The sequence below is a fragment of the Psychrobacter sp. Pi2-51 genome (assembly GCF_904846665.1).
In the GTDB taxonomy this organism is placed as follows: domain Bacteria; phylum Pseudomonadota; class Gammaproteobacteria; order Pseudomonadales; family Moraxellaceae; genus Psychrobacter; species Psychrobacter glaciei.
In genome coordinates, this window is record NZ_CAJHBP010000019.1 from 1 (window position 1) to 24,672 (window position 24,672).

The window sequence follows — 24,672 nt, forward strand, 5'->3', positions numbered from 1 at the left end:
ACTGCGCTTAGCTCTGTTACTCTCTAGGTTTGACATAATATCGCCTAAAATATATCAACTCATTCTAGGATGGGACAGACATAAAAAAAGCGTCTTAGCATAATGCCAGACGCTTTTTTTGATGACAGCCAATTAAGGAATTAGCTGTCATCATTGAACTATATATTAAGCAATTTCAGGGGTTTTGCCGTCATTAATCACTTCCTCATCGACGAGCACGGTCTTCGCATCTTTCATAGATGGCAGCTCATACATAGTATCAAGCAAAGCATTTTCTACGATAGAGCGTAAACCGCGAGCACCCGTTTTGCGTGCCATTGCTTTTTTGGCAATCGCATCAAGCGCTTCTTTGGTAAAGCTAATATCAGCGCCTTCCATATCGAACAAGTACTTATATTGCTTAACCAAGGCGTTCTTTGGCTCCGTCAATATCTGCACCAATGCCTCTTCATCAAGCTCTTTTAGGGCAGCGAGCACTGGCAAACGACCAATCAGCTCAGGAATCAGACCGAACTTGATTAAATCTTCTGGCTCGACTTGCTGTAGCAAATCTGAGCTACGTTTACTATCGTCTTTTGAGCTGACATCAGCATTGAAGCCAATACCGGTTTTTTCTGTACGCTGCTGAATCACCGCATCAAGACCGGCAAACGCCCCACCGACGATGATAAGGATGTTACTGGTATCGACTTGAATCAGCTCTTGCTGTGGATGCTTACGACCACCGTGCGGCGGGATAGCAGCAACCGTACCTTCGATAAGCTTTAGCAAGGCTTGCTGTACGCCTTCACCTGATACATCACGCGTGATAGAAGGGTTGTCGCCTTTCTTACTGATTTTGTCAATCTCATCAATATAGATGATGCCTTGCTCAGCTTTAGCTACATCATAATCTGACGCTTGTAGCAGCTTTTGTACGATGTTTTCAACGTCTTCACCCACATAACCTGCTTCAGTCAAGGTAGTGGCATCTGCCATTGCAAAAGGTACATCAAGTAGACGAGCCAAGGTTTGTGCCAGTAGCGTTTTACCAGAGCCTGTCGGGCCAATTAGCAAGATGTTACTCTTAGCCAATTCAACCATGGCATCGTCAGCGCCAATCTTAGATTTTTTGCTGTCATTGGCCAAAGTTTGGCTGACTTTTAGACGCTTATAATGGTTATAAACAGCGACCGCCAGTGCTTTCTTAGCAGCGTCTTGTCCGATGACATATTCATCGAGCTTGGCACGCAACTCTTTTGGCGTTGGTAGCTTTTTATTGACCCAAGAGGTATCAATCTCGCTATTAGCATCGTCATTATCATTGTCGGTATCTGCAATGAGGTCGGTACACAATTCGATGCACTCATTACAGATATTGGCATCATCAGCGGCGATTAGCTGTTTTACTTCGCTTTTTTCTTTGCCACAAAAAGAGCAATGCGGTGTTTTATCTTTTGCCATATAAAGGCGCTCCTAAAATTTAAAACTTACAAATATTTTGATTTTTGACATCAAAGCCAAAACGCATAACGTTCAGGCTTTTAATGCTCATCAAAGCTTGTGCTCTTATGCAGTAATTATAAAGAAGCAGGGCGACGCTCTAATACTGCATCGACCAAACCGTATTCTTTGGCTTCTTCGGCATCCAACCAATAATCACGCTCGACGTCTTTTTCAATTTTTTCTACTGGCTGACCCGTACGCTCAGCTAATATCTTATTCAAACGTGCACGAGTTTTTAGAATTTCGCGCGCATTAATTTCGATATCAGTTGCTTGACCTTGTGCGCCACCTGATGGCTGGTGAATCATCACTCGAGCATTGGCTAGGGCATAACGCTTGCCTTTCTCTCCAGCTGCCAATAGGAATGAACCCATGCTGTATGCGCCGCCCATGCAAATGGTCGATACTTCAGGCTTGATAAAGTTCATGGTATCAAAAATAGCCAAACCAGCACTTACTGAGCCGCCTGGTGAGTTGATATACAAGTGAATATCTTTATCAGGATTTTCAGCTTCTAAAAACAATAGCTGTGCGACGATCAAGTTGGCCATATGGTCTTCGACTTGACCAGTCAAAAAGATAACGCGCTCACGTAATAGGCGTGAGAAAATATCGAACGAGCGTTCACCGCGCGCTGATTGTTCTACAACCATAGGCACTAATGCAGCCTGAGGGGCGCTTTGAGTGTGTTGCGCGCTTTGAGCAGTATTGTGCGCACTCATCAGCATATCAAAATGCGGGTTAGCAGTAATACGATCATAATCTGTCATAGAGATGTCCTGTTTATAAGTACATAAAATAAAGAGATAGAGATTAGCGAACAGCCAAGCTTTTATTAATGCTTATCATTGTAAATGTTGCCATCTTTTAATAATACTAACTGGCTAAAATAATAAGCGCTAGATGTTGCTAAAAATAATTGAACCAATGGTAACTTTTTTATGGGGGCAATAGTAACGTTTTAATGTGACAAACGATAAATGACTCCCTATTAATAAGGCGTCTATATGGATTTATCAAGGGGAGCTGCTATAAAGTATGGATAAAGATAGCACATAAGCCACCAATAAAAATGCCCCAACAAAATGTTAGGGCATCGCTCAAGCATGGTTACCGATTAGCGCTGATGTGACGACACTGATGAATAATCAGAGCATCATCTTACATTGCTTGCTGCTGCTGTTGCTGAGCAGCTAGCAAGTCTTGGTAGCTAACTTCTTTGTCAGTTACTTTACCTTGCTCGATTAGATAATCAACCACTTGGTCTTCTAGTACCACAGACTCAATGTTAGCGCGCTGCTGCTTATCAGTGGTGTAGTACTCGATTACCTCGCTTGGATCTTCGTAGTTTTCAGCGGCTTCTTTGATGAACGTTTCAACGCGTGCTTGATCTACTTCTAAGCCTTTGGTATCGATAACACGAGCAACGATGATGCCAAGACGGGCAGCACGTAGCGCTTGCTCTTCAAATAGCTCATTTGGTAGCATGTCTTTATCGAAGCTTTCAGCGTTAGAGCCGAACTGCTGAGAAAAACGTTGCATCATCATGTTGCGTTGACGCTCGATTTCTTGCTCTAGCATCGCGTTTGGTACGTCAAACTCGTTCTTTTCTAGCAATGCATCAAAAGTCGCTTGCTTAACTTGGCTACGCGCAGCGTTTTTGATTTCGCGTTCCATGTTTTTGCGTACGTCGTCTTTTAGTTTTTCAACGCCGCCTTCTTTTACGCCGAATAGCTCAAGGAACGCATCGTCGATTTCAGGTAGCTTAGATTTTTCAACCAATTTTACGTTGATTTTGAACTGAGCTTCTTTACCCGCTAAGTTTTCAGCTTGGTAATCTTCTGGGAACGTCACTTCGATGATTTTTTCTTCGCCAGCTTTCATGCCTTTGATACCCGCTTCAAAGCCAGGAATCATTTGGTTGCTACCGATAACCAATTTGAAGTCTTCAGCAGAGCCGCCTTCGAATTTTTCGCCGTCGATTGACCCTTCAAAGTCAAAAGTCACTTGGTTGTCTTTCGCAGCCATGCCTTTTTTCTCAACGAATTCTTCACGTTGCTTTTGTAGGTTTTCGATCATGGTGTCAACGTCAGCTTCATCAACCTTGGCAGTATGACGCTCAACTTCGATTTCATCGATACCTTGTACGTCTACTTCTGGGAAGATTTCAACAGTGGCTTGATATACCAAGAAATCATCTTCAAGTTTTACGTCGTCGATGTTAGGCATGCCAACAGCGCGGATGTCTTCAGATTTGATCGCTTCAAAAACGGTATCACGGATCACATCGTTGATAACTTCTTGTTGAATGCCAGCACCGTACTGAGAGCGGATGTGTGACATAGGGACGTTACCTTTACGGAAACCGTCAATCTTGGCAGTTTTCGCAACTTGGCGAATACGGCCTTCGACTTTGTTTTGAATTTTTTCGACAGGTACTTTAACTGTCAATTGGGTTTCTTTGTTAGATAGCTTGTTGGTTGTGACTTGTAAATCTGTAGCCATGTTAATTACACCTTTAGGATTAGATAGTACTTAAAATTAAGCAGTACTTAGGATTAAATGGTAATAGACAAACCGAGCCTCAAAATACGGGCATGTACAACGGATTGCCGTTGGAATAAATAGGGGACAATGATAGCCCGCAACGTCCATATCAGTGTCAGTAGCAATCGCTGCCAGCACAAAATATAAAACTGCTGAGGTTGTAAATGCTATCAAATATCAATAATAAACCGTTAATGCACCGCATAATAACGCTTTTTGGTGAATTATACAGACATATAACGGTTTTCGACAAAATTTTTAAAAGTAGAACAGTATAATCTATCTGATTATTAAAGTAAAAATTATCTGTTTGGTGTCATGTTTCCTTATGTTGCTTACCTTAATAGGAGCACTTATAAAGGTAGTAATAGGAGCACTTATAAAGGCAGTTGTGCCAATAGCTGCTGAATGGCCTGACCACGATGACTGATACTGTTTTTATCAGCAGCGCTCAGACTGGCTGCACTGGTTTGCAAGTCAGGTAACCAAAACAATGGATCATAGCCAAAGCCACCGTCACCATGCGCTGTCTCTGAAATCTCGCCATGCCATAATCCTTGGGCGATAATCGGCAATGGATCGTCAGAATGGCGCACCATCGCCAGTACGCAAACAAATAACCCTTTGATAGGCTCGTTAGCGTGCTCAGTACGAATAGGCTGCAAGTCAGCAATGAGCTTAGCGTTATTTTTACTATCGTTACCATGCTCACCAGCATAGCGAGCAGAGTAGATGCCCGGTGCGTTACCGAGTGCGGGCACACACAGTCCTGAGTCGTCAGCAATAGCAGGTAGTCCGCTGATACGGCTAGCATGACGCGCTTTAATAATGGCGTTTTCGACGAAGCTCAAGCCGTCCTCGATGGCATCTTCGATATCGAGCTGACCTTGCGGGATGATGGTCACTTCTAGATTTGCCTCAGCGAATAACCGTTTGAACTCAGCCAGCTTGCCTTTGTTATTACTGGCGAGCACCCATTGGGTATTCGGCGTTGGTTGTGTTGCGTGTAGGGGAGTGTCGATGGTATTTGTGTTGGTCATAGTGTCTTTCCATTAAATGATTACGTAGAGTCTGTTTAATCTAGCTTTTATTTTTAGTGTCTTTTACTATGGCTATAAATCTAGCTAACCGTCATATTTGCAGTAGTCATTGATGTCTGTGAGGTAGCTTGGGCTATCGGCTGGGCTATCCGCTGACCATAGCTAATGGCTATACTGATTGTACGGTCTATAACATTTGGTAACTGATATTTTTGGTCATTGTTGCTATAATACTCGCCAAGCTACAGCGAGTTATATCCTGTAACTTTTGAATATTTAATTAATAAATGCTTATGAAGTCAAACACTTGGCTTTTAAGCAAAGAATAATAGCAAGCAGTAACCGCTAGGTTCATTTTGGATTCATAATGATACGTGATATTGTATTGAGCAGTAACATGTATCAAGCGATAACATTCATTTCTAACAATAAACTCAGCCAATTTAGTCCGCTATTTTATAGTGTTTTTTACGGTGTAAAAATAGCGTAAAATTCAGTCTCTATAATACGTTTTTATAAATTAACGGCTAAACAGCAAGGATAAAATAATTATGTCAAATATTACATTGCCAGACCTACCATATGCAAAAGACGCGCTAGAGCCACATATCAGTGCCGAGACGCTAGAGTACCATCATGACAAGCATCATGCCGCTTATGTAAACAAGCTAAAAGACTTGTTGCCAGGTTCTGGTCTAGAAGACAAAACATTGCCAGAAATCATCGTAGCAACTGCTAAAGATGACAGCAAGCAAGGTATGTTCAACCAAGCAGCCCAAGTATGGAACCACACGTTCTACTGGAACTGCATGACGCCTACAAACGGCGGCGGCGAACCTACTGGTGATCTAAAAGCGAAAATCGAAGAAGATTTCGGTAGCTACGACAAGTTCCGTGAAGAGTTCAAAAATGCAGCATTGACTCAGTTCGGTTCAGGTTGGGCATGGCTAGTTGCTGATAAAGTTGGCGGCAAATTATCAATCGCCAAAACAGCTAACGCTGACACCCCGCTTGCACATGACCAAGTAGCTGTACTGACTTGTGATGTATGGGAACACGCGTACTATGTTGATTACCGTAACCGTCGTCCTGACTATGTTGATACGTTCCTAGACAAGCTAGTGAACTGGGACTACGCAAATGCAAAATATAAAGGTCAAGACGCTGGCGTTGAAGCATAATCTTTAACTGCTAAGTATTTGATTGATAAAAAAGGACGCCGCGAGGTGTCCTTTTTTTTGTTTAATAGTTCTTAATAGAACAACGCTATTACGCTATACCACCGTTAGCACCGATATTCTGCCCAGTGACCCAAGCAGCTTCTTCACTCACCAAAAATGCCACCACACGGGCGATATCGACTGGTTCACCGATACGATTAAACGGTGACATGCTAGCGAGTCTTTCTACCGTATCATCTGCTTTGCCTTCATGGAACAGCTCGGTATCGGTAGGGCCGGGTGACACTGCATTGACCGTAATTCCCCGCGCGCCAACTTCTTTAGAAAAAATTCGGGTCAGCTGATCTACCGCGCCTTTGGTCGCGCAATAGGTGCCATAAGTAGGTAGTAGCATACGAGTGGTTGTGCTTGAGAGGTTGACGATACGACCGCCATCATTAAGTTTAGTCGCTGCTTCACGCAATGTATTAAACGTGCCTTTTACATTGATAGAGAAGATACGGTCAAAGTCTTCATCGGTCGTCTCTGCGATAGGCTTGCAAATAATCACGCCTGCGCTGTTCACCAAAATATCTGGCTTACCAAACGCATCGATAGTTGCATCAAACATCGCTTCGACTTGTTTGGCATTACTGACATCGGCTTGCACAGCGATAGCTTCACCGCCCGCCGATTTGATTTGGCTTACGATATCGTTGGCTGCTGCGTCATCATTTGCATAGTTAATGACGGTTTTAGCCCCTGATTCTGCGAGCAATATGGCTATCTGTGCGCCGATGCCTTTTGATGAACCGGTTACAATCGCGACTTTATTTTTTAGTGTTGTCATCGATACTTTCTCCAATAGTATAAGTGAATATCAGTACGCTTATATTGCGTTTTGACTGATGTCTCTTGATTAGTAGGTTATAAGTTACCAGTGTGCCAAACCAGTAAATAGAGCGATTCTGTATGCTTGTTTTGGATAAATTCATCTATTGTATTTATGCAGATATAAGGAACGAAAATAAAGACGTTCGTTGGAGAGTAGTCCTTAGATACTAAGGGTTTGGATAAGAAAAAAGGACGCTGAGAGGCGTCCTTTTTTGGTTTATTCAATATAATAGTTACAATACAGTGATATGAAATGTATGGTTAGAAGCTAAATAAGCCATTATAAAGTAAGAAATATTGGAATCAATTATTACTATCAATGTTTAGTTCCACATAAGAAGTTAAGGCTTTTTTTACTTCACTCCAAAAAATAATAGAATCAAATGGGATTCGATCATAAGGGTATTTATCTGATTGTTTATCGCCTAACACCTTTGGGGCTTCCGAGTTTTGGTCTGTTAACATTACTAGAGTAACTACTGACTGATTAATGGGCACCTGCGTTTGATGGAATATACCGCGAGGGACTTGATATTGCTCGCCTGAAGATCTTATTTCATCAATTTCATCATGCACTTGAACTGTATCGGAGGTTCTGACAATCTCTGAGCCGCCTTCAAAGTAATTTACAGAGTAAATCCACAGTTCAGCCCCAGGGACTACACGATACTGTAAATCTCTTAATTTACCACTGAGAACTAAGCTTGTTAATGCATAGGAATGTGTGTGAATCGGCCAGTCTGGATTCTTGACTCTCCTTTCACCTTTAGGCCAGTAGTGTAAACGCATAGTATGGCTTGAAGGAATATCTTCGATTATGCAAGAAACGAAGCCAAGAGGATGCCAAAGTGGAACAAGATTAGATGACAACATATCTAAATTTTTTAAGATGAATTCTGATAACTCTAGAAAATTAGTTTTCATAAGGGTTTTTCGATTCTAAACAGGCTTGAAGAATTTTTTCTGGTGTAAGTCTCTGACAAAGTTCTGACATATCTGCTAGGTTTAATGCAGTTGAGACATCTTGCTGCTGGAGTTCTGAAAGTTTAATATCAGACCTTACACCTCCTAGATTCACTTTTCTACCTTGTTTTCGAGCGAATTCCATAGACATTTCGAAATGCTCGTAAGTGAAATGATGTTTAGTTACTTTCAATGCATGACTGCGTCTATCTTCTACAGTTATGATCATCGCGTCATCATTCGAATCTATACGAACAGGATCAAATGACTGAGATAAATAAAGTTCAATCGTTGCTCTTGTATTTATAGAATACCAAGCACAGATTACAACTGTGACGAGCACTTGGAGTGCAACTGTATCGGCGTCATACTTGCTACCTTTATCTATCGAGTTTATTTGACTACGATAGCGTGCATGTTCATCACACAATTCGTTATTCGTAGGATCAATAATACAAGCACTAATATGACAGTTTTGCTGATTAGCTAAAGTAGGTAATACTTTTCCTCGCATATATCTACCGAAGTTTCCTTTATATCGCCATCTTTTTGCTGATTTCAAAAGTTCATCGAACTCTTTTGTGATTTTTTGAGCTTCTATTTCTGTTAATCCTTCGCCTTTCTTTTGATGAGGAAGGAACGATGTGATTACCCATAGTAAAAATAGAGATGTTAGAATTGCAGCAGCTATTGACCTAATGTAACCGATAAAAGCTTCTAATAGTGAAAGCTCACTAAATTTCGAATCAATCAAAAGTGCAATAACGAATAAAGATATCAGCAGGCCTATGAATGTATATCTATGTTGTTTGGGAAGCGCTAGTATCGATTCTAAATCCATATTTATTCTCGGTTTTAATTATATTATAACGATCTAGTGCAACTAGTAGCTACACATTTAATATTGTGGGACATCGAAGCTACAACACCTCAAACCCAAACTTACTCAACGCTTCACGTAACATCGCAATATTATAGTAAGCATGTGCTTTAGTAGTGTTTTGAAAGAAGATATAGAGCGTATCAAAGTGCTGGCGCTGATTGGCAATTGCTTGCGCCCAGTCCTGCATCTCCGCCTCGCTATAACGATAATCATGACGGTCAGCTGCGCTCATCGCATCCCACCAGTTTAGGTTATTGCCATGCATGCGCAGATAGCCAGTACGTTCGGTAAATATCAACCGTGACGGTGGTAGGCCATTTACCTTCGGGTAATCCACGCTGCACCAAATCAAGCCTTGCTGCCGAAAGCTATCGACCACTTGCGGCGTGTGCCAAGCGTTATGACGAAACTCAATGGTGAGTGGGTAGTCTTGAAACCAACTGACAAGATTTGCCAGATAGAGGCGATGCTCACGAGTACGATCAAAGCCATGCGGAAACTGTAACAGTAAAGGCGCTAGAGCATTTGCTTCGATAAGTGGAGATAATGCGTTTAGAAATGCTTGCGCGTGTTCGGCAGTGCCTTTGCGTGCATGAGTAAAGTCTTGATGCAGTTTGACGGCAAACTTCAACTCGCTGTCGGCTTGTTCATAAGCCTTATTAACCATACCCGCGAACGCTTTTTGCCCAATAGGTGCGTAAAAGCTGCTGTTAATCTCCACCGCACCGTATTGCTTGGCATACTCACGTAAAAATTCGGTTTTTTTGGTGCCAGTAGGATACAGCGTACCGAGCATGTCAGTATCGCTATAGCCACCAGTGCCAAGATAAATACGTGGGGTAGGGTTACTGTCCATGTTGACCACTCACTGCCGTTTTGGGTAATAAAATTTGCTACGATATCTTTTGTCTTCGGTTATTTGCCAAGCTACTTTTTACGCGACCAGAGCCACTCAATCAGTGCCAATAGCGCGTCGTTGTCTGTGTCAAAGTTGTCGGTACTACTGCTCAATTCACGCATAATGGCTGCGCGTCCATCATTAAACAGCGATTGCGCATAGTCAGTCGCCTTATCAACGCCCATGAATTTTACATAGGTAGATTTGTCCAGTTTTTCATCGCTGCCAGCAGGCTTGCCCAGCGTATCGGTGCTGGTGGTGACATCTAAGATATCGTCCTGAACTTGAAAGGCTAGGCCAATATGCTGAGCACACTCTTGTAGTGCCATACGTTGAGGAGCCGTCGCCCCAGCACATATACCACCCATAAGCATGGCTGCTTCAATCAATGCGCCCGTTTTATCACGGTGAATGGCTTCCAAATCGGTTTGTGAAATGCTATCACTGGCTTCTGCATTGAGATCTAGCATTTGACCGGAGACCATACGTCTGGCACGCGGCGCAAATATAGCGAGCAGCTGGCTGGCGATATCCGTATCATAATGCGCAAAGGTAGGCAGCTCTGCGGTCAATACTTCAAAAGCTAGCGTTTGTAATACGTCACCGGCGAGTAGGGCGGTCGATTCTTCAAATACGATATGAGCCGTTGGCTGACCGCGGCGCAGGTCATCATCGTCCATACAGGGCAAATCATCATGCACCAACGAATAGGTATGTAGCAGCTCTACTGCCAACGCGGCACGGCGCGCCATATCATAATCTGAGTCGTTTTCTAATAACGATGCTAATTCATCGCTGACTGCATTGTCTTTATCAACATTCTTATTATTATTATCATTCACGTTGGCAAAGGCGCTGGCGACCAGCAGTGGACGTACCAATTTACCTTGACCCGTCATCACATAACGGCAAGCATCCAACAGTGGGCTTGGTAACTGGGCATAAGCAAACAACACATCGATATCTTTGGCTAATTGTGCACGCACAGCACTATGGAATTGCTTGGTGCTATTATTGGCATTGCTATCGGTGCTGCTGTCAGAGCGATTAAAAGACTTAAAGCTAGTAGGCATAACGCTTGGCGTAGAAGAAACAGTCATAATCCAACCATTTATCAGAGGAGTAATAAAATTATCGTTAGTGTAGCATGAACGATTATATTGCTTATGTGAGACAGAGTATCAATCGATTGTTTTTGGCATTTTTCTGTTGCGGTCTGTTTGGAACAAGGCTCACTTCAGTCGAAAGATAACAACAAGATTTCGTTACGCATGGATGATTTCACTCATTGGTTGAATATGTTCTGATAAAAGAGCAAGCTAAGCGAGGTACAATTAATCGGATAGCACCAACGGTCTACCATCTTTGAGATGGTACTCATTCAAGATTAGGTTCACTGTTTATCTAAGTTAGTGATTCAATTCGATAACTAAGTTTACAGTTGTTCACTAAATAACTTTTAGCGTAAGGTAAATGCCTACAAGCGATTTAAGAGTGACTTGCGAGTATGGCATTAGCTTGTGACAGTGAGGGGCATAATCCCCTACACTAATTGACGTGAAAATGATCTGGTGACGATGGCAATAGGTTTTTACTCAGGTTATTTGGTCGTCGATACCTCATATCGCACCATATCTCAGTCAATATTTATAACATCAACACTTGCAACAGCAGCACCTTGAAAGAAATTATATAAATGAAGTGTCATATGATGTCATGTAAGAAACGCAAAATAAGTGCATCATCATGAGCGCTAGATAATAAAGACATCTTCACTCGTGCGTAGACTCTGTGTTGGTTTTTATGACACAACAGGCGCACAGTGCTATTACCCATTTTACTAACAGTAACTGGCTATTTATTTTAATTCAAAACGTAGCTTTCGTTATATAGAAAGGAGTTTCAGATGGTATACCAAGGAAATCGCATTACGGTGACAATGCTAGAGGATGGCATCGCCAATATGCAGTACAACGCCGAAAATGAGAGCGTGAACAAGTTTGATGCCGAAACCAACAAGCAGTTTGGTGAAGCCGTCACCGCTTTAGAAAAAGCTGATGACGTAAAAGGTCTTATCGTAACTTCGGCGAAAGGCGTATTTATCGCTGGTGCTGACATCACAGAATTCGTCGGTTCTTTCAAAAAGTCAGAAAGCGAGATCAAAGATTGGGTCGTTCATGTTAATGACGCTTTCAATCGTTTTGAAGACTTGCCGTTTCCAAAAGTTGCTGCCATTAATGGTGCTGCAATGGGCGGCGGTTGTGAGATGACATTGGTTTGTGAATACCGTGTCATGAGTGACAAAGCGATTATCGGTTTACCAGAAACCCAATTGGGCATCTTCCCAGGTTTTGGTGGTACGGTTCGTAGTACGCGTATCATTGGTATCGACAATGCGCTTGAGCTTATCGCGACTGGCGCTCCTAAAAAAGCACTAGCAGCACTAAAGCTAGGCTTGGTTGATGCGACGGTTCCTGCTGACGACTTGCAAGATGCAGCGATTGACTTGGTCAAAAAATGTATCTCAGGTGAGCTTGACTGGAAAGCAAAACGTGAAGAGAAATTAGTGCCTGTTAAGCTAAATCAGCTTGAGCAAGCCATGGCATTCAACAGTGCCAAAGGTATGATCTTTGCCAAAGCCAATCCTAAGCAGTACCCAGCACCAGCGCTAGCGATCGAAGCAATCGAAAAGCATGTGAATTTATCACGTGATAAAGCGATCGACGTTGAAGCGACCTATTTTGCAAAAGCGGCGAAAACCCCACAAGCAGAAAGCTTGGTTGGTCTATTCTTAAACGATCAATTGGTTAAGAAATTAGCGAAACAGCACAGCAAGCAAGCACACGAAATCAATGAAGCGGCTGTACTAGGCGCTGGTATCATGGGTGGCGGTATCGCTTATCAGGCAGCCAGCAAAGGCTTGCCAATCATTATGAAAGACATCAAGTCTGAGCAATTAGACCTTGGTATGGGCGAAGCCAGCAAGCTACTTGGCAAAATGGTCGATCGCGGCAAAATGACCCCAGCAAAAATGGGTGAAACCTTAAGCCGTATCCGTCCAACGCTAAACTATGGCGATTTTGCTGAAACTGACATCGTCATCGAAGCGGTCGTAGAAAATCCGAACGTCAAACGTGCGGTTCTTAAAGAAGTAGAAGGTCTAGTAAAAGACGATTGTATCCTAGCGTCAAACACTTCAACGATTTCTATTACTTTCTTAGCTGAAGCACTTGAGCGTCCAGAAAACTTCGTTGGTATGCATTTTTTCAACCCAGTAAACCGTATGCCGCTAGTAGAAGTTATTCGCGGTGAAAAATCTTCTGAAGAAGCTATTTCAACGACCGTTGCTTTGGCCACAAAAATGGGCAAAGTGCCTGTCGTCGTGAATGACTGCCCAGGCTTCCTTGTGAACCGCGTATTGTTCCCATACTTTGGTGCCTTTGATTTGCTGCTTAAGCAAGGCGCTGATTTCGTCCATGTTGATAAAGTCATGGAAAAATTCGGCTGGCCGATGGGTCCTGCGTACCTAATCGACGTCGTTGGTCTAGATACGGGTGTACATGGTGCAGAAGTCATGGCAGAAGGTTTCCCTGACCGTATGAAGCCTGATTATAAAGGTGCGATTGAGCTTTTATATGAAAACAAACGCTTAGGTCAGAAAAACGGTGTTGGTTTCTATAAGTACGAAATGGACAAGCGCGGCAAGCCAAAGAAAGTTGCTGACGAAGCCACTTATGAGCTACTCAAAACCACGACAGATAGTGAAAAGCAAACCTTTGATGATCAAGCGATTATCGACCGTACTATGCTGGCTTTCTGTAATGAGACCGTACGCTGCCTAGAAGACAATATCGTTAGCACGCCATCTGAAGCTGATATGGCGATGATTATGGGCGTTGGTTTCCCGCCATTCCGCGGTGGTCCTTGCCGTTATGTCGACCAAATGGGTCTAGATAACTACTTGGCATTGTGTGAAAAATACGCCCATCTTGGCAAAGCCTATGAAGCGCCGCAAAAGATTCGCGACATGGCAGCAGCAGGCGAGACCTTTTACGCCACAGCGTAATAGGCAGTCACTACTAGGATGAAGTGCCGTACGTTTGCTATTTAGGCTAAGAGCAATTGAGACATGAATCGTCTCCAATAGTGAACGTACGATTATAGTTAATTCAATTTAGAGCTAGCACAAGGAACTCAATCGCTAATGTACCTATTGTACTTTAGGCGAGATTGACGAGGTAATAGCACTAAAGTGGACTGACTACACTGACAATAAAAATTGAAAAGGAAGATAGTATGACAATTTTAAGTCCAAAAGACGTGGTCATCGTAGATGGCGTACGCTCAGCGATGGGTAAAACCAAAAACGGTATGTTCCGTCACGTTCGCGCTGATAGCATGTCTGCTGAATTGGTACGTGCATTGGTTGAACGTAACGATTTCGATCCACGCGACGTTGAAGACATCATCTGGGGTTGTGTCAACCAGACCCTAGAGCAAGGTCTAAACATCGGTCGTAACATCGGTCTGCTGGCTGGTATTCCAAAGACTGCAGGTGGTCAAACAGTTAACCGTCTATGTGGTTCTTCTATGCAGGCGCTACACACTGCCGCTGCCCAAATCATGACCAATCAAGGTGATGTGTTCATCATCGGTGGTGTAGAGCACATGGGTCACGTCGGCATGATGCATGGTGTTGATCTTAACCCTGAAGCATCAAAGCATTATGCAAAAGCTTCAAACATGATGGGCTTGACTGCTGAAATGCTGGGCCGTATGAATGGCATCACTCGCGAAGAGCAAGATGCCTTTGGTCTTGAGTCTCATCGCCGTGCATGGGCTGCGACCACTGAAGGTCGTTTTGACAATGAAATCATCGGTATCGAAGGTCATGATGCTGCTGGTCGCTTGCAACTATGTACCGTCGATGAAGTGATTCGCCCTGATGCTACGATGGAGCAAATGCAAAATCTACGTCCAGCCTTTGATCCTAAAGGTGGTACGGTGACTGCTGCAACGTCATCTGCATTATCTGACGGTGCATCTGCAATGTTAGTGATGAGCGCACAGAAAGCCAAAGAGCTAGGTCTTAAGCCACGTGCTCGTATTCGCAGCATGGCTGTGGCTGGTTGTGATGCCGCTATCATGGGTTACGGTCCTGTACCTGCGACTCAAAAAGCACTTAAGCGTGCTGGCATGAGCATCGATGATATGCAAACCATCGAGCTAAACGAAGCATTCGCAGCGCAAGGCTTATCAGTACTTAAAGCCTTGAACTTGACGGACAAGCAAGACATCGTCAACATCAACGGTGGCGCGATTGCGCTAGGTCATCCACTAGGGTGTTCTGGTGCTCGTATCACGGTTACCTTGCTAAACGCGATGGAGCAATCAGATACTGAAATCGGTCTAGCGACGATGTGTATCGGTCTTGGCCAAGGTATTGCTACTATCATTGAGCGTGTGTAATTTTAGTCTGACTTCCAAATAGTAGTAAATATTAATAAAACTGATATTTGTTGATCAATTTTATATTAATGTCTTGTAAAATGAGCGTCTCTCACTTAATGTTGGAGGCGCTTTTTCGCGTTTAGAACAAATATAGTTTTGTGTGTGAAATAATGTTAATTAAAGGAAGACTAATTGACTGCAGTTCAGTTGAGAATGTTTTAGTTGATGGTGACAATGTATGTTGGATAAGAAGTCTACTAAGATAAAACTCAAACTTATATTTCTACCTTTTTTATGGTTAAGTCTTTTAACAGCGTTACTCTATAATGTCGTACGCTGGATTTTAGATATTTACTTAGATATATGGCCACTCAAGGACAGTATTTGGGATCTGATTATTCCGCTACTGCTTAGTGTTATAGTTGTGATTGTTTGTATGCGTACGCGGATTCGGCTGTTACGTTTTAATTTTTTTAAAGAAGATAGCGCTAATATATTTTACTTGGTGATGGTGCTAGCTTTGTTTCCACCTCTATCTATGAGTCAAGTTTATCTATCAAAAGTGTCGTACAGTGTTATCGATATAAATAACGTTGACGAGGCTCGACAGTACCTAAAACAAAAGTATTTTAGAGTAGCTGATTTCAATGTTAAAAAACAAGAAGTTGTATCTCATATTACTACCGAAGTAACTGGGAAATATCAGAGTGAGCTGCTAGTTTATCTGTATCTAGCTACCCCATTTTCTGACGCCAATAATGTTTGGTTAGGACAAAACTTCCGTATTGTTATTGACAACAATCTGCCTGAACAGAAAAAGCGACAGCAATTTGAAGTATTTATTAAAACGTCAAAATGTGAATATAAAAACTCAGGAGTACCCTTGGCTGATTATTTTGAATACTTAAAAAGTTCAGATGTTAAAAGTGGCTATTTACAGGCTATTGAATCATCACCTCAAGGATACGAGAGTGAACCTTACATATTCATTGCTAAGGTGGGTACGCTCGCAGAAGCTGCTACTAAACAGTTACTAAAAACGATTAGGTTTTTTATCATTGGTATGTTTATTTGCTTACTATTAATCTTAAAAGCAAAAATTGATAAAAAAGAGTTTCAACAGTTTAAGGTGCGTTAGAGTGGTGGTGACGATGTATGCGAGATAACAATAAGCGAAGCCAATATAGATATAAGAATAAAAATAGAAATAGAAGCAGAGTAGGTAGACAGGAGAGACGTAAACTTGCTAAGCGTAAAGAGCAGAAAACCCAACGCCCTAAAGGATCGATTAAACTAAAATTAAAGCAGGTGTTTTTGCCTTATTTGGGTTTAAGTATCCTGACCATTCTGCTTTTTGGTGTTTTGCGTTGGGTACTTGATATTTATCTAAATATTCTGCCTTTAAAGGAGGGCTACTGGGATTTTGGTATTCCTCTCCTTTTATCTATTTCAGTCGTTAGTATTTGGATGTGGCCGAGGTACGAGCTTTTAACCTTAAAGTGGGTTAAGCGTAGTAGTTCAGGCTATTTTTGTATCACGATGGTTTTAGCATTAGTGATACCGCTTTTGATCAGCCAAAACTATTTGTCCAAAGCGGCTTATGACGTCATTGAAGTAGACAGCTTGAATGATATTCGTCATTATCCAAAACAAAAATACTTCAAAGTTGGTAATGTTGAGCCAGTAAAATCAGAGAGAGTTTCTTATATAGAGACACAAGTAGTAGTCAATGGACGATACTTCGAATCGACATTGCATATTGATTATTACATTGTTACACCGTTTGCCGCTGCTGATAATATCTGGCTAGGTTCTAGCTACCACACGAAATACGATAATCGCGCAGACCAAAGTATTAAAGACAGTCAATACTCAGCGTTTATTAATGACTCGAGCTATAGATACGCCGCTGCTGACCTCTCTAATATCAGATATTTTAGAAAGCTGAAGTCATCAAATGACAGAAGCGCCTATTTGTATACTATCTCTAAAACTAATAAGCAGTCTAATTTACCACCCTTGGTGTTAGTACCTGAATCAGAGATATTCGTTGACAGTTTAGATCGTGATTTCGTTTGGGGGTTTGGTTCGTTTTTTATTGGTATGGTGCTGTGCTTGTTGCTCGTTCTCGCAGCAGAGTTTGATAGTCAAGAAAAGAAAGGTACGCAAAAACATATACAAAAGCGAAAACATATACAAAAACAAAAGCCCGTAAAAAAACGAGCACCAGTGAGTGATCTATCAAAAAGCCTAGTAGCTCTGTTTAAAAGTAATAAAAAACGACCTGCAACGTTAGTATTGATGCTGACCTGTATAGGTGCATTTATACTGACCGTATTCATGGGTATGGATATCATTGACCCTTTATCTAGACAGGTAAATAGTGTAGGTGGGTTAACGGTGGACGCGCTGCAAGTTGGTAAGCATTGGCGGGTGGTCACAGCAATTTTTGTACATGCAGGAATTATGCATTTAGTAATGAGTCTGGGAATGCTGTTTGCTACAGGTTATATTTTGGAAAAAGTATTGGGTCCTATACGTTTTACGATTGCCTTTTTTATATGTGGTATTTTCGCTAATATTTTAGGGGTTCTCTATTATGATATGGACATGGCGGGTGCTTGGGGCGCTATATTAGGCATGTTTGGTATTGCGATAACATTAGTTATTTATAAGATTTATAACAAAAAATATAGAGAAATATATGGTGCTACTGTGGCTGTCATATTGACCATCCTCTTATCCAGTATGTTTGTTGCTTTCATAAACACGCTCAGCTATATGGTGTATTATCTTCTGACCTTATGTGTTGGTATGATTTTCGGTGTGGTCATGGTCATGACTCAAAAACAGGCTTTGTTACGTAATGCTAGGCGCCACAATATATAGTTACTCACTTTTGGGTAGGTAACAGTTTGAGTCAAGAGTGACAAGTTGTGATTAAAAATTATCTCCATTGACGCACTCAGCAAACTATGACTAAATGAGCATAAGGCTAATAAAGACAATATCCATGATAAAACTAACGTAGCCTTTAACAATAAAGTCAGCCGTACAAGGAGTGTGCCATGTCTACTATGATTACCGATCGTACCTATCGAATCGCTCGCGAAAATACCCAAGCGATGATAATCGATGTTCAAGAACGCTTAACGCCGCATATTTATGACCATGAAAATATCGTCAAAAAGACAGTCACTTTGATCAAAGGTCTACAAGCCCTCAATATCCCAATTATGCTCAACGAGCAGTACAAAAAAGGTTTGGGCGATACGCTACCTGAGATACGTGAAGTATTAGAAGGCGACAATGCCAAAAGCTTTGAAAAGGTCACGTTTAGCGCTTGTGATAATAATGACTCATGGCATTATCTAGCACAGCAAAATCGCAGCATTGTCCTATTATTTGGTGTCGAAGCCCATGTTTGCGTCATGCAAACGGCGCTGGATTTATTGGATAATGGGATGCAGCCAGTTATTATTGGAGATGCCGTTGGGTCGCGCTTTCCTTATGACAAAAAGCAAGCCATTCGCCGTATTCGACGCGCTGGCGGCGTGATTACGACAGTAGAATCCATTCTGTTTGAATTATGCCGCAGTAGCCAAGACCCTGCCTTTAAGACTATTAGTAATTTGATTAAGTAGCGGATGCAATAAAGGGTTGAGAATGAAGGGCGAACTCTTAGCGTTGTTGTTTCAATTATTGTAAATTATTTTCGTGAAAACAGCGCTTGATAAGACAGGCGCTGTATTGCATTTAACCAGAGAGAAATATGTCCTCAAACACACCTATAACATTGACCGATCCAACGCGCGATGCAAATATTAAGATAGATGACGTCACGCATTTTTTATTAGAGCTTGATGCCCTAAAACGTGTCAATCGGCGCAGCTATGTGACGGGGACGACTCGCTTGGAAAACTCTGCTGAGCACTCATGGCATTTAGCAATGGCATGCTGGTCAATCGCTGAATTGTTTGAGTTGGACGTCAATCATGAAAAATTGCTTAAGATGGCGCTGGTGCATGATTTGGGTGAGATTGATGCGGGCGATACTTTTTTATATGCTGATGCCCGTCGTGATGCGCACTTCGAAGAACGCGAGGGTATTGCTCGATTACAACGCGAACGCGGTAACGGTATTACTGATTTAAGTGAGATCTGGGAAGAGCAGGAAACGGGTAATAGTAAAGAGGCTGATCTACTTAGAGTGATCGATCGTTTGTTGCCATTTTTGCTTAATTTAAATACTGAGGGCAAAACGTGGATTGAGCTTGGTGTTACACGCTCGCAAGTGGCTGGCGCGCATGAATTTATCAAAGACAGCTTTCCTCCCATCCATGATTGGTTATCACAAAACATTGAATACGCGACCCAGCAAGGGTGGTTGGTTGATAAATAAATTGATAGCGTCACCTTGTTACTGACTCGCAATGTTTGACGCTGTTTAAAACCTTTATATTGAATAGTGTCAATAATAACAGAGAGGTTCCATGCGCTTATCTAGAAACTATAAAACATGGTACAAATCGCTAGCCTTTGTCAGCATGTTGGGAGTAGCGCAAATGGCACAAGCGCTTGCTCCTATCAGTGATGGCGATAAATTGGCGCACGATGCTAAAAAACAGATTGGTGTCACGGTGAGTTATGATCCTACTTACCGTAAGCTGGACTTTCCGCGTGGTGATGTACCAATAGAGACTGGTGTCTGTACCGATGTGATTGTCCGTGCTTATCGTTTGCAAAATGTGGATTTGCAGCAGTTGGTCAACCATGATATGAAATCAAATTGGTCGGGCTACCCAAAGATTTGGGGCTTAAAGTCAACGGACAAAAATATCGATCATCGACGCGTGCCCAACCTTGAAACGTTTTTTGCGCGTCATGGACAGACATTATCTACGACTGATAAAGGCAGTTTTCAAGCGGGAGACGTTGTGTCATGGCGGCTGCCAAAGGGTAACTTGCCGCATATCGGTATCGTCTCAGATAAAGTAGCTGCTGATGGTACGCCGCTGATTATTCATAATATCGGAAGTGGTACGCAGGAGGAAAACATCCTATTTGCTTATCCTATCCATAAGCACTTTCGATATTGATAAAGGCTTTTGGACAAGGTAGCCTAAAGTAGTAAAAACAAGCAATACAAAATGGAAGTAGTACAAACTAACAGCCATTAAAAAGCCCAGTCAAACGTCATTATCTACGTTTAACTGGGCTTTTCAGTATTATGAGCTTCTTACAAATTAAGCTTGCTGAGTTTTTGCTTGACCCAATAACTGTCCCATTTTTACCACGCTATTGGCTTTCATGCTGTCCTGCCAATCCGCTTTTGCGGCTTTTGGCAAAACGACAATCGCTGTTGAACCCAAATAAAAGCGTCCAAGCTCAGCGCCTTTTTCAAAGCTCATATTGTGTTCTGATTCTTGGATGTCCTCAGTGCGGCTGATTTTGCCAGTGGCGACGGTTTCGATACCAGCGACAATCATAGCGCCGACCATTACCACGGCAGCTTTGCCGTATTCTGTATCAAATAAACAGACCAAACGCTCATTACGAGCAAATAAATCAGGCACGTTTTCGGCCGTGGTATTATTGACAGAGAATAGTGTACCTGGCACATATCGGGTCTTAGTTAATGTACCCGCAAATGGCATATGCACACGGTGGTAATTACTGGGCGCGAGATAAACAGTCGCAAAGCTACCATCAGCGAAGTAGCTACCATCTTCGCTGTCAGCAAGTAATTGGCCAACATCATAATGACGACCTTTTGCTTGGAGTAGTTTATGGTCTTCAATTTGACCTAGCTGCGAGATGATACCATCAGCAGGACTGACAATACCGTTGGCGCTGCTGTCGATAGTACGTGCATTTTCTTTGAGCTCACGGGTAAAAAAGTCATTAAAGCTTTCATAAGCATTAAAGCTCTGACGCTCATACTCACCTAAGCTGACGCCGTAAGCTTTGGCAAAACCACGAATAAAGGCACGTTTGACGTACGGATGACGGCTGGCGGCTAGACGCCCAGCGACTTTACTCAGTTGCTGCTGCGGGACAAGCTGTTGTAAGGTGGTAAATACATTCATAATAAGGCTACCAAAATAGGATTGGAAATAAGAATAAAAATTAGTCAAGTTAATGGCTGTATTTTATCATGGACAGCACATTATTGTCTGAGCATAATCTGTTAAGGAATCAGTAAATGAAAGCACTTATACAACGGGTGAGCCACGCCAGCGTCGTCGTCGATCAGCATTGTATTGGCAAAATCGATCATGGGATATTGGCATATATTGGCTTGGGGCATGAAGATAGCCTGCAAACTGCCCAACGCATGATCGACAAAATCTTGGCCTATCGTATTTTTGAAAACGATGAAGATCCTGCCAAGGTCGGTAAACTGGATAAAAATGTGCAACAGGTCTGTGGCGGACTGTTGTTGGTGTCGCAATTTACTTTGATGGCAAAAACAGACAAGGGTCGTCGCCCTGACTTTGGTGGCGCGATGGCACCTGATGCTGCTCAAGTGCTATTTGCACAACTGGTTGATTATGCCAACACTCAGCATCACAATGTTGCCACTGGTCAGTTTGGTGCTGATATGCAAGTTGCCAGCGTCAATGATGGGCCATTAAACTTTTTATTAGAAGTATAAAAATTATCTGTCATCATGCTGTCATAATTAGTCCGTTTAATAAGTAGAAACGGGCGAGTGTTTATCGCCTCTTTCTGTATCTTGATTTTTTGAATGCTAACTTTTTGAACGCTGATATTTTGACTATAATAATAAGGTTGCCGTATGTACAATGAGCAAATTTTGATCGTCGAGGATGAGCCTGCGATTCGTGAAATGATTGTGATGACGTTAGAGATGGCTGGATTTGATAGCTTGCAGGCTGCGGACGCATCAGAGGCACATCAGCAAGTGGTCGATCACCGTCCGTCGCTCATATTATTGGATTGGATGCTGACCGGCGAAAAAAGCGGTATTGATTTTTGTCGTATGCTCAAAAACGACGATTTGCTCGCTGAGATACCGGTTATTATGCTAACCGCCAAAAGTGAGGAAGACAGTAAGGTTCATGGTCTTGATGCAGGTGCTGATGACTATATGACCAAGCCTTTTTCGACACGGGAATTGATTTCCAGAATCAAGGCAGTGCTACGTCGTAGTAGTACATTGAGCGCCGATAAGCCTATCGAAATCGGCAAGCTTAGCTTAGATCCCAAAAGCCAGCGCGTAACGGCGGCAGGTCAGCTCATTGATATCGGCCCGACAGAGTATCGGTTGTTGGCATTTTTTATGAGTCATCCAGAGCGTGCGTATACACGGACACAGCTGCTAGATCAGGTTTGGGGCGGCAATGTCTATATTGAAGATCGAACGATTGATGTGCATATTCGGCGTTTACGTAAATTACTACAGCCTTATGACTGTGCTACGCTGATACAAACGGTGCGCGGTACTGGGTATCGGTTTTCCAGCTTGATCGAATCCAATTAGACCAAGACAGAACAAGTCGTGGCAAGCGTAAAACAACGCAGAAGACAGTAGCAAGGATAACGATGACGATAATGCCGATAAAAAATGAGCAACAGGGTGAGCAAGCGCAAGTTGCCCAGCACAATACAACAAATCAACTCAAAAAAATCCGCAGTGCCTTACTAGCACTACGGGATGCGGTTATTTTGCTCAATGATGATGATGGTTTGGAATGGTGGAATCAGGCAGCGGAAGATTTATTGTTATTGCAGTCAAGCAATAAAGGTCAAAGCATTTTTGACTTTATCACCGTGCCTGAATTTCGCCAGTATTATCAGGCTATCACGCCACCGAGCGATGGTGTGCACATGGTGTCATGGCGAGATCCTAAACGTTATCTAAAGTGTGAACTGACGCCTTTCGGTGATGAAAAACTACTGATAATTTATGATGTGACCCGCTTGCAGCATTTGGAGCAAATGCGCCGTGATTTTGTGGCCAATGTCTCGCATGAGCTGCGTACGCCATTGACCGTGCTGATGGGCTATCTAGAAAACTTCTCCGATCAAGAGGATATGCCCCCGCAGTGGCGGCGTGGTTTTGAGCTAATGACCCAGCAGACTGCCCGTATGAATAGGATTGTGAATGACTTACTGCTATTGTCTCGCATCGAAATAGAAGAGACGCATGAGCTAAATGACATTGATATGACCAAGTTACTGACGCATATCTATGATGATGCGCAGGCGTATAACCAAGAATATGGTCATACTATTCATTTGCAGATAGACACTTACGATGGACTATATGGCTCAGAGATGTACTTAACGAGCGCCTTATCCAATTTGGTGATTAATGCTATCAAATACACGCCAAAGGGTGGCAACATCGCTATCAGCTGGACAAAAACATCGGAAGGCTGCCGCTTTGCCGTCGAAGATGATGGTCTCGGTATTGCGCCCCAACATATCGAGCGCTTGACGGAACGCTTCTATCGCATCGATAGCGGACGCAGCCGTGCTACGGGTGGTACGGGCTTAGGGTTGGCAATTGTAAAACATGTCTTATATCAACATGAGGCGCAACTAACCATAGAGTCGGTAGAAGGCAAAGGCTCGACCTTTAGTGCCGTATTTCCAAGCGCTTATGTACGTTCTGCCGATGCACCTTAATCTTTTTGTAAAAGTGGGTAGGGGTTCACCGCGCTGCCATTGATATAAATACCATAATGCACATGGGTTGGTGTTCCTTTAGCATTACCGCTGTCGCCAACATAGCCAATGATATCACCAGCATTGACCCAGTCATTGGGTACGATGTCGGCATAATCCTCTAGATGGGCGTAATAATGTCCTGCGCCGCCCGGTCCGACCACCACTACCACGCGTCCCCCTAATGTATTTTCGCCAACTTTGCTGACAATGCCTTGCGTCGTAGCTTGTATCGGTGTGCCCCGCGCTGCAAAAATATCGATGCCCTCATGGGAGCGCCCTTGGCTACGTGCTGCGCCCCAAGTATCGGTTAGATGCTGCTCTGGTAGTGGACTGGGTAGGCTGTTTTCTACTGGCAACGCTTGTTGCAATAAACTCAGTTGCTGCCATTTTGCCACGACAAACGACTGTGTCTGTTGGCTAATGCTAGGTAGTAATTTATCAAATACAAATAACAGCGCTAGTAACACCGTAGCCCTTATTATTAGGCTTAGCAAACGGCTGAATAGTGTTGGCTTTGGTGGTCGATTATTGCCATCTGCTAGCATTGATGTCTCTTATATATCTGATGTAGTTTGAGTTAGTATTATAAAACCCCTATCTTCCAAGGTGTGTATAGCATTGTTATCTATGGTTTTTACCCCCATAAATACA

22 protein-coding genes are annotated in these 24,672 nt (G+C 42.7%); 11 read left to right on the plus strand and 11 right to left on the minus strand.

Features of this window, described 5'->3' with window-relative positions:
* Nucleotides 1–165: 165 nt before the first annotated feature.
* From clpX to rdgB, 4 genes are all read right to left on the minus strand, one after another.
* A complete protein-coding gene (gene clpX / locus JMY08_RS10220; RefSeq protein WP_201593181.1) occupies nucleotides 166–1,443 on the minus strand; it encodes an ATP-dependent protease ATP-binding subunit ClpX in 1,278 nt (425 codons plus the stop codon).
* 116 nt (nucleotides 1,444–1,559) lie between these two features.
* Nucleotides 1,560–2,255, minus strand: a complete 696-nt coding sequence (gene clpP, locus JMY08_RS10225) for an ATP-dependent Clp endopeptidase proteolytic subunit ClpP (protein WP_026037287.1) — start codon at nucleotides 2,253–2,255, stop codon at nucleotides 1,560–1,562.
* Nucleotides 2,256–2,646: 391 nt separating this feature from the next.
* On the minus strand, nucleotides 2,647–3,990 hold the full coding sequence (tig, locus tag JMY08_RS10230; protein WP_194621088.1) for a trigger factor: 1,344 nt from the start codon (nucleotides 3,988–3,990) through the stop codon (nucleotides 2,647–2,649).
* Between the two features lie 419 nt (nucleotides 3,991–4,409).
* Nucleotides 4,410–5,072 carry an RdgB/HAM1 family non-canonical purine NTP pyrophosphatase gene (rdgB, locus tag JMY08_RS10235; protein ID WP_227679658.1) on the minus strand — a complete coding sequence of 221 codons (663 nt, stop codon included), beginning with the start codon at nucleotides 5,070–5,072 and terminating at the stop codon, nucleotides 4,410–4,412.
* A gap of 551 nt (nucleotides 5,073–5,623) precedes the next feature.
* Between rdgB and JMY08_RS10240 the strand changes: the two genes are divergently transcribed.
* The gene (locus tag JMY08_RS10240) at nucleotides 5,624–6,253 is read left to right on the plus strand and encodes a superoxide dismutase (RefSeq protein WP_010200680.1); all 630 of its coding nucleotides are present in this window, start codon (nucleotides 5,624–5,626) and stop codon (nucleotides 6,251–6,253) included.
* A gap of 88 nt (nucleotides 6,254–6,341) precedes the next feature.
* Here the strand turns inward: JMY08_RS10240 and JMY08_RS10245 are convergent, their stop codons facing one another.
* The 5 genes from JMY08_RS10245 to JMY08_RS10265 form a co-directional block, all read right to left on the minus strand.
* A complete protein-coding gene (locus JMY08_RS10245) occupies nucleotides 6,342–7,082 on the minus strand; it encodes an SDR family oxidoreductase (RefSeq protein WP_201593182.1) in 741 nt (246 codons plus the stop codon).
* Nucleotides 7,083–7,429: 347 nt separating this feature from the next.
* Complete coding sequence (locus JMY08_RS10250) at nucleotides 7,430–8,050, minus strand: hypothetical protein (protein WP_201593183.1); 621 nt, start codon at nucleotides 8,048–8,050, stop codon at nucleotides 7,430–7,432.
* On the minus strand, nucleotides 8,040–8,930 hold the full coding sequence (locus tag JMY08_RS10255; RefSeq protein WP_201593184.1) for a hypothetical protein: 891 nt from the start codon (nucleotides 8,928–8,930) through the stop codon (nucleotides 8,040–8,042). The genes JMY08_RS10250 and JMY08_RS10255 overlap by 11 nt, the downstream gene beginning before the upstream one ends.
* 79 nt (nucleotides 8,931–9,009) lie before the next feature.
* Complete coding sequence (locus JMY08_RS10260) at nucleotides 9,010–9,828, minus strand: DUF72 domain-containing protein (RefSeq protein WP_201593185.1); 819 nt, start codon at nucleotides 9,826–9,828, stop codon at nucleotides 9,010–9,012.
* A 71-nt stretch (nucleotides 9,829–9,899) separates the two neighbouring features.
* Nucleotides 9,900–10,970 carry a polyprenyl synthetase family protein gene (locus JMY08_RS10265; RefSeq protein WP_201593187.1) on the minus strand — a complete coding sequence of 357 codons (1,071 nt, stop codon included), beginning with the start codon at nucleotides 10,968–10,970 and terminating at the stop codon, nucleotides 9,900–9,902.
* A gap of 806 nt (nucleotides 10,971–11,776) precedes the next feature.
* On the opposite strand from JMY08_RS10265, the gene fadB reads away from it, so the two are divergent.
* From fadB to JMY08_RS10300, 7 genes are all read left to right on the plus strand, one after another.
* Nucleotides 11,777–13,936, plus strand: a complete 2,160-nt coding sequence (gene fadB / locus JMY08_RS10270) for a fatty acid oxidation complex subunit alpha FadB (RefSeq protein ID WP_201593189.1) — start codon at nucleotides 11,777–11,779, stop codon at nucleotides 13,934–13,936.
* 230 nt (nucleotides 13,937–14,166) lie between these two features.
* The gene (gene fadA, locus JMY08_RS10275) at nucleotides 14,167–15,339 is read left to right on the plus strand and encodes an acetyl-CoA C-acyltransferase FadA (protein ID WP_189586714.1); all 1,173 of its coding nucleotides are present in this window, start codon (nucleotides 14,167–14,169) and stop codon (nucleotides 15,337–15,339) included.
* Between the two features lie 220 nt (nucleotides 15,340–15,559).
* Nucleotides 15,560–16,459: a hypothetical protein gene (locus JMY08_RS10280; protein WP_201593191.1), complete on the plus strand. Its 900-nt coding sequence runs from the start codon at nucleotides 15,560–15,562 to the stop codon at nucleotides 16,457–16,459.
* 17 nt (nucleotides 16,460–16,476) lie between these two features.
* Nucleotides 16,477–18,210 (plus strand): rhomboid family intramembrane serine protease, encoded by a 1,734-nt coding sequence (locus JMY08_RS10285; protein WP_201593193.1) that lies wholly within the window; start codon nucleotides 16,477–16,479, stop codon nucleotides 18,208–18,210.
* Nucleotides 18,211–18,389: 179 nt separating this feature from the next.
* Nucleotides 18,390–18,965, plus strand: coding sequence for an isochorismatase family protein (locus tag JMY08_RS10290; protein WP_189586717.1), 576 nt, complete (start codon nucleotides 18,390–18,392; stop codon nucleotides 18,963–18,965).
* A gap of 128 nt (nucleotides 18,966–19,093) precedes the next feature.
* Nucleotides 19,094–19,723 (plus strand): HD domain-containing protein, encoded by a 630-nt coding sequence (locus tag JMY08_RS10295; RefSeq protein WP_201593195.1) that lies wholly within the window; start codon nucleotides 19,094–19,096, stop codon nucleotides 19,721–19,723.
* A 91-nt stretch (nucleotides 19,724–19,814) separates the two neighbouring features.
* Entirely contained in the window at nucleotides 19,815–20,420 is a 606-nt protein-coding gene (locus JMY08_RS10300) for a DUF1287 domain-containing protein (RefSeq protein ID WP_265089749.1), read from the plus strand.
* Between the two features lie 147 nt (nucleotides 20,421–20,567).
* On the opposite strand, the gene asd is transcribed toward JMY08_RS10300, so the two are convergent.
* Nucleotides 20,568–21,410: an archaetidylserine decarboxylase gene (gene asd / locus JMY08_RS10305; RefSeq protein WP_201593197.1), complete on the minus strand. Its 843-nt coding sequence runs from the start codon at nucleotides 21,408–21,410 to the stop codon at nucleotides 20,568–20,570.
* Between the two features lie 116 nt (nucleotides 21,411–21,526).
* Between asd and dtd the strand changes: the two genes are divergently transcribed.
* From dtd to phoR, 3 genes are all read left to right on the plus strand, one after another.
* Complete coding sequence (dtd, locus tag JMY08_RS10310) at nucleotides 21,527–21,979, plus strand: D-aminoacyl-tRNA deacylase (protein ID WP_201593198.1); 453 nt, start codon at nucleotides 21,527–21,529, stop codon at nucleotides 21,977–21,979.
* A gap of 144 nt (nucleotides 21,980–22,123) precedes the next feature.
* Nucleotides 22,124–22,828: a phosphate regulon transcriptional regulator PhoB gene (gene phoB, locus JMY08_RS10315; protein WP_201593199.1), complete on the plus strand. Its 705-nt coding sequence runs from the start codon at nucleotides 22,124–22,126 to the stop codon at nucleotides 22,826–22,828.
* Nucleotides 22,829–22,890: 62 nt separating this feature from the next.
* Nucleotides 22,891–23,979, plus strand: coding sequence for a phosphate regulon sensor histidine kinase PhoR (gene phoR / locus JMY08_RS10320; protein ID WP_227679659.1), 1,089 nt, complete (start codon nucleotides 22,891–22,893; stop codon nucleotides 23,977–23,979).
* Here the strand turns inward: phoR and JMY08_RS10325 are convergent.
* Entirely contained in the window at nucleotides 23,976–24,566 is a 591-nt protein-coding gene (locus tag JMY08_RS10325) for a M23 family metallopeptidase (protein ID WP_201593200.1), read from the minus strand. The two genes, phoR and JMY08_RS10325, sit on opposite strands and share 4 nt — an antisense overlap.
* Nucleotides 24,567–24,672 lie beyond the last annotated feature (106 nt).